The organism is Nocardia sp. JMUB6875 (assembly GCF_041154655.1).
Classification (GTDB): domain Bacteria; phylum Actinomycetota; class Actinomycetes; order Mycobacteriales; family Mycobacteriaceae; genus Nocardia.
This window is the reverse complement of the sequence record NZ_BAAFGR010000286.1, coordinates 1-6,148: the sequence shown is the minus strand read 5'-3', so window position 1 is coordinate 6,148 and position 6,148 is coordinate 1. Positions and strand designations below refer to the sequence as shown.

The window sequence follows — 6,148 nt, the reverse complement described above, 5'->3', positions numbered from 1 at the left end:
AGAGAGCCACACCAATACCGACGGTGGGCAGCCGCGAGAGGGGCACCCCACCGGGCACCTGGACCTGATCCTGGCCGGGATCCGATCCTGACACCAGTCTCTAACTAGCCGTGATGCGTGGGTCGGCCTGAATTTCTCGTACGACGCCTTCGACCTCCGCCTGCGCTTGCTCGCGGGCCTTGTTGATCAGATCGGCGATCAGCGAACCGAGTTGTGCACCTCGTGGAGCGACCGTGTCGTCAATGACGACGGCCCGGACATGGCCGTTGGCGTAAACATCGACATAGATGCCTTCGGACCGGAGAGATGAACGGCCATTGCTCAATGCGTCGGCTGCTCGGTCCATCTTCGTGGCCAACGATTCGACATATCCACGTGGATGCGATTGTGATGAACTCACCCGAACCCTCCTCGCGACAGTGTTCGTTACGAGTGTGCCTTGACCTGGTTGGCCGGCTGCGAAGGCCCGCAACAGCTCTCGCACAGCAGGCGGTGCTCGATCACGTGCCGCCGGTGGACAAAATCCCTAGCTGTTTGAGAGCGGTTGGGTATGGGTATGAGTGAACCTGGCGACGTTCGCGCAGGTCACTCATCAAAAGCGCCCCCGGCAGGAATCGAACCTGCGACCTAGGGATTAGAAGGCCCTTGCTCTATCCAACTGAGCTACGGAGGCAGTGCGGGCATCGGCGGTGATGCGGGCACCAAACACCTTGACCCAAATCGATCTCGGTGTCCAGCGCGTTAAGTATAGCGAGCGTCCAGATCAGGGAAGGGTGGTCGTGTAGCAACTGTTCGGCGCGTCGGGCGGGGTTGGCGGACCGGAGGACCGGAAACCCTGGGGGAGTCCGGATGGGTGCTTCGAACTACGCTGGGCGCATGTCGTCAGCGCAGGACCCGCCCGCAGGAACGGACGTTTCGATCAGTCGGTCGGGGTCGGGGGTGACGTTCGCGGCGATGACGGCGCTGGGTGCGGCGGCTGCCGCGCTGGTGGCGGCGCTGGTCGTGGCGTTGTCGGCGTCGCAGGCGCTGACGCTGCTGGGGATTCCGGATCCGGGACCGTTGACCACCTACGGGTTGCCGGCGGTGCGGGCGGTCGCGGATTTCGCGGCGGCGCTGACCGTCGGGTCGCTGTTGTTCGCGGCGTTCTTCGTGCCGCCGCAGGGCAGCGGGGTGCTGGATGTCGGCGGGTATCGGGCGCTGCGGCGGGCCGGGAACGCGGCGCTGGTCTGGGCGGGCGCGGCGGCTTTGCTGGTGCCGCTGACGCTCTCGGACACCACCGGGCAACCGCTGCAGGATTCGCTGCGGCCCGAGCAGGTGTGGCGGGCCGCGGACAAGGTCGATGTGGCCGGGTCATGGCGGTTCACCGTGTTCATGGTGGTGGTGCTGGCCATCGGGTGCCGGGTGGCGCTGCGCTGGGGTTGGACGCCGGTGCTGCTGTGGCTGGCGGTGCTGTCGCTGTTCCCGGTCGCGCTGACCGGGCACTCCTCGTCGGGCGGTGCGCATGACCTGGCCACCAACAGCCTGATCCTGCACCTGGTTTCGGCCTGCTTCTGGGTGGGCGGGCTGTTCGCGGTGCTCGCGTACGCGCTGCGGGACGGCAAATACACCGCGCTGGCCGTGCGCCGGTTCTCGAAGGTGGCGACCGTCTCATTCGTGGTGATCGCCGCCAGCGGTGTGATCAACGCCTATGTGCGGGTCCAGTGGTCTGACCTGTTCGACACCACCTACGGCAAACTCGTGCTCGCCAAGGCCGGGGCGCTGATCATTCTCGGCCTCATCGGATTCATGCAGCGGCAGCGCGCGATTCCCGATCTCGAGAAGGATCCGCAGGATCGCGGCGCACTCATTCGGTTCGCGGGCGTCGAGGCGCTGGTCTTCGCCGCGACCGTCGGACTCGCGGTCGGCCTGGGCCGGACCCCGCCGCCGGATCTGCGCACCGTGCCCACCCCGACCGAGGTCGAGATCGGCTACAACCTGGCCGGTCCGCCGACCGTCGCGCGCTTGGCGTTCGACTGGCGCTTCGATCTGATCTTCGGCACGCTCGCCATCGTGCTGGCCGTGGTTTATCTGCGTGGTGTGTGGCGGCTGCGCAAGCGCGGCGACTCGTGGCCGGTGGGGCGGACCATTTCCTGGATGGCGGGCTGCGCGACGCTGCTGATCGCCACCAGCTCCGGTGTCGGGCGGTATGCCCCGGCCATGTTCAGCGTGCACATGGCGCAGCACATGCTGTTGTCGATGCTCGCGCCGATCCTGTTCGCGCTGGGCGGTCCGGTGTTGCTGGCGCTGCGGGCAATTCAACCGGCCGGTCGGGACGCACCGCCCGGACCGCGCGAATGGATCCTGGCGGCCGTGCACAACCCGGTGTCGCGCTTCATGACTCAGCCGGTGATCGCCGCGGTGTTCTTCGTGGCCGGTTTCTACGCGCTGTACCTGGGCGGCATCTTCGACAAGTTCGTCGGCACGCACGGCGCGCACATCTTCATGAATGTGCACTTCCTGGTCAGCGGCTACCTCTTCTACTGGGTCGTGATCGGCATCGACCCCAAGCCGCGCCCGGTGGAGCCGCTCACCAAGCTGGGCATGGTCTTCGGTTCGCTGCCCTTCCACGCCTTCTTCGGCATCGCCCTGATGAGCATGGATACCGTGCTGGGCGGTTGGTTCTACCGCAGTCTCGGCCTGTCCTGGAACCACGATCTGCTCGCCGATCAGCACACCGGCGGTAGCCTCGCGTGGGCGAGCGGTGAAATACCGCTCGTGGTGGTGATGCTCGCATTGCTCATTCAGTGGTCGCGCAGTGACACCCGCCTGGCCAATCGGCTCGATCGCAAGGCCGAGCGTGACGATGACGCGGACTTGACCGCGTACAACGCCATGTTCGCCGAACTCGCCCGGCGGGACGGAGAGGTACGCAAGTGAACGACGTCGCCATGGCGACCCGGAAAGTCAAGCGGCTCTACCGATCCGACGTGCGCCAGGCCCGCCGCCTGCTGCGCGGGCACACCCGCAAGACGCCCGTCTTCCACACCGACATCCTCGGCCCGCGCGGGCCGGTCCCGGTGACGCTGAAGCTCGAACACCTGCAGCACGGCGGGACGTTCAAGGTGCGCGGCTGCCTCAACGCGCTGCTGCAGGCGCGCGGCGACAAGACCGGCGTGGTGCTGGCCTCGGCCGGAAATGCCGGGATCGCGGCGGCGCTGGCCAGCGCGTTGCGCGGAATGTCGTGCACCGTGGTGGTTCCCGAATCGGCCTCGCACACCAAGGTGGCGGCCATGTGGTCGCACGGGGCCGAAGTGCTGTGGCACGGAACGACTTACGCCGAGGCGCACAAATACGCGTCGCAGCTGGCGGCGGAACGCGGGGCCATGCCGTTGCACGCTTACGACCTGCCCGAGATAGTGACCGGCGCCGGGGTCGTGGGGCTCGAGATCGAGGAGCAGGTGCGTGGGCGGCCGCCGGTGCTGGTCGCGGTCGGCGGCGGCGGGCTGGTCGCCGGGGTCGCGGTGGCGCTGGGGCTGCGCGGGCGCGTGATCGGCGTCGAGCCGCAGGGCGCGCCGACCTTGCACGCGGCGCTGGCGGCGGGGCATCCGGTGGATGTGGACGTTTCCAGCGTGGCCTCGGATGCCCTGGGCGCGAACCGGATCGGCGATATCGCCATGGAGGTGGCCAAGCGGTACGGGGTGCGGTCCATCCTGGTCAGCGATGACGCGATCGTGATGGCGCGGGAGTATCTGTGGCGCGAGTTCCGCATCGTGGTGGAGCCGGCCGGGGCGACGGCGGTGGCGGCGATCCAGAGCGGCGCGTACGTGCCCGCGGCGGGGGAGCGGCCGGTAATCGTGTTGTGCGGGGCCAATACCGACCTCGCGACGCTATAGCGCCGACCTCGCCACGCTGTAGCACGGGCTTCGCGCCGCCGTGGTTTTCCACAGGCCGCGTGTTGTCCACACTCGCCGAAAATCCGCTGTCCCCGCGCTTGCCTCCGAGCCAAGCTTGAACCTGTCCGAACGCACAGGCTCGAATCGGCAAGGGGGAGTGGAATGTACGAGGCGAATACCGCGGTGATCGGCCGGATCGTCACCCATCCGGTGACCCGGGTGCTGCAGAACGGCGAACACGTCCTGAGTTTCCGGCTGGCCAGCACCGCCCGCCGCTACGATCAGGGCGCCGGTGACTGGGTGGACGGTGGCACCCTCTATCTCACCGTAAGCTGTTGGCGACGGGGGATCATCGAAGGTGTCGAAGCATCGCTGCAGCGAGGTGATCCGATCATCGCGTACGGGCAGCTGCGCTCGAACGAGTACACCACCCGAGACGGCGCGGAGCGCACCGACCTCGAGATGCGGGCCCTGGCACTGGGTCCCGACCTGGGTCGTTGCACCGCCCCGGTGGCGCGCAAAACCTTCGCTCGATCCGACCGGACCGACCCCGTAGAACGGCTGCCCGCGGATGCGGACACTGCCGGAGAACCCGCTACTACACACAGTTAGGCTTGCCCATATGGCTGAGTTCATTTACCAGATGGTGAAGGTGCGAAAGGCGCATGGCGACAAGGTCGTGCTCGACAATGTGACCTTGAACTTCCTTCCCGGCGCGAAGATCGGTGTCGTCGGCCCGAACGGCGCGGGTAAGTCCAGTGTGCTGAAGATCATGGCGGGACTGGACCAGCCGAACAACGGTGATGCCTGGCTCGCGCCCGGTGCGACGGTCGGCATCCTGCAGCAGGAGCCGCCGCTGAACGAGGAGAAGACCGTTCGCGGCAACGTCGAGGAGGGCCTCGGCGAGATCAAGGTGAAGCTGGACCGCTTCAACGAGATCGCCGAGTTGATGGCCACCGACTACTCCGACGAGCTCATGGAAGAGATGGGCAAGCTCCAGGAGGACCTGGACCACGCCGACGCGTGGGACATCGACTCCCAGCTCGAGCAGGCCATGGACGCGCTGCGCTGCCCGCCGCCGGACGAGCCGGTCACCAACCTCTCCGGTGGTGAGCGCCGCCGCGTCGCGCTGTGCAAGCTGCTGCTGAGCAAGCCCGACCTGCTGCTGCTCGACGAGCCCACCAACCACCTCGACGCCGAGTCGGTGCTGTGGCTCGAGCAGTTCCTCGCCTCCTACCAGGGCGCCGTGCTCGCCGTCACCCACGACCGGTACTTCCTCGACAATGTCGCGCAGTGGATCCTCGAGCTCGACCGCGGCCGCACCTACCCCTACGAGGGCAACTACTCCACCTACCTGGAGAAGAAGGCCGAGCGCCTCGAGGTGCAGGGCAAGAAGGACCAGAAGCTGCAGAAGCGCCTGAAGGAGGAGCTGGCGTGGGTCCGCTCCGGCGCCAAGGCGCGGCAGGCCAAGAACAAGGCGCGTCTGGGCCGCTACGAGGAAATGGCCGCCGAGGCCGAGAAGATGCGCAAGTTGGACTTCGAGGAGATCCAGATCCCGGCGGGTCCGCGCCTGGGCAATGTGGTCGTCGAGGTCGAGCACCTGGACAAGGGCTTCGGCGACCGGCAGCTCATCAAGGATCTGTCGTTCACGCTGCCGCGCAACGGCATTGTCGGCGTCATCGGCCCGAACGGTGTCGGTAAGTCGACGCTGTTCAAGACCATCGTCGGTCTCGAGCAGGCGGACAGCGGCAATGTGCGCGTCGGTGACACGGTCAAGCTGAGCTACGTCGACCAGAACCGCGGCGGCATCGACCCGAACAAGACGGTGTGGCAGGTGGTTTCCGACGGGCTGGATCACATCCAGGTCGGCCAGGTGGAAATGCCTTCCCGCGCTTACGTTTCGGCGTTCGGCTTCAAGGGTCCGGATCAGCAGAAGCCGGCCGGTGTGCTCTCCGGTGGTGAGCGCAACCGCCTGAACCTGGCGCTGACCCTCAAGCAGGGCGGCAACCTGATCCTGCTCGATGAGCCCACCAACGACCTCGACGTCGAAACCCTGAGCTCGCTCGAGAACGCGCTCGAGAACTTCGCCGGCTGCTCGGTCGTGATCTCCCACGACCGCTGGTTCCTCGACCGCACCTGCACCCACATCCTGGCGTGGGAGGGCACCGACGACAACCCGGCCTCCTGGTTCTGGTTCGAAGGCAACTTCGAGGCCTACGAGGCCAACAAGATCGAGCGCCTCGGCCCCGAAGCCGCCCGCCCCCACCGCGTCACCC

The 6,148-nt window shown here is 67.0% G+C and carries 5 protein-coding genes and 1 tRNA gene; 4 read left to right on the top strand and 2 right to left on the bottom strand.

Annotated elements, in window-relative coordinates; translation table 11 throughout:
- Positions 1–100 precede the first annotated feature (100 nt).
- Both ACAM49_RS38065 and ACAM49_RS38060 read right to left on the bottom strand, forming a co-directional pair.
- Positions 101–400: a hypothetical protein gene (locus tag ACAM49_RS38065; protein ID WP_369640378.1), complete on the bottom strand. Its 300-nt coding sequence runs from the start codon at positions 398–400 to the stop codon at positions 101–103.
- A gap of 199 nt (positions 401–599) precedes the next feature.
- Positions 600–673: transfer RNA gene (locus tag ACAM49_RS38060), tRNA-Arg, on the bottom strand.
- Positions 674–876: 203 nt separating this feature from the next.
- On the opposite strand from ACAM49_RS38060, the gene ACAM49_RS38055 reads away from it, so the two are divergent.
- From ACAM49_RS38055 to ettA, 4 genes are all read left to right on the top strand, one after another.
- Positions 877–2,916: a cytochrome c oxidase assembly protein gene (locus ACAM49_RS38055; protein ID WP_369640377.1), complete on the top strand. Its 2,040-nt coding sequence runs from the start codon at positions 877–879 to the stop codon at positions 2,914–2,916.
- Between the two features lie 11 nt (positions 2,917–2,927).
- Positions 2,928–3,872, top strand: coding sequence for a threonine/serine dehydratase (locus ACAM49_RS38050; RefSeq protein ID WP_369640379.1), 945 nt, complete (start codon positions 2,928–2,930; stop codon positions 3,870–3,872).
- Between the two features lie 162 nt (positions 3,873–4,034).
- Complete coding sequence (locus ACAM49_RS38045; protein WP_369640376.1) at positions 4,035–4,484, top strand: single-stranded DNA-binding protein; 450 nt, start codon at positions 4,035–4,037, stop codon at positions 4,482–4,484.
- Between the two features lie 10 nt (positions 4,485–4,494).
- Positions 4,495–6,148: energy-dependent translational throttle protein EttA (ettA, locus tag ACAM49_RS38040; protein ID WP_369640375.1), on the top strand; the 1,654-nt coding region annotated here is incomplete at its 3' end.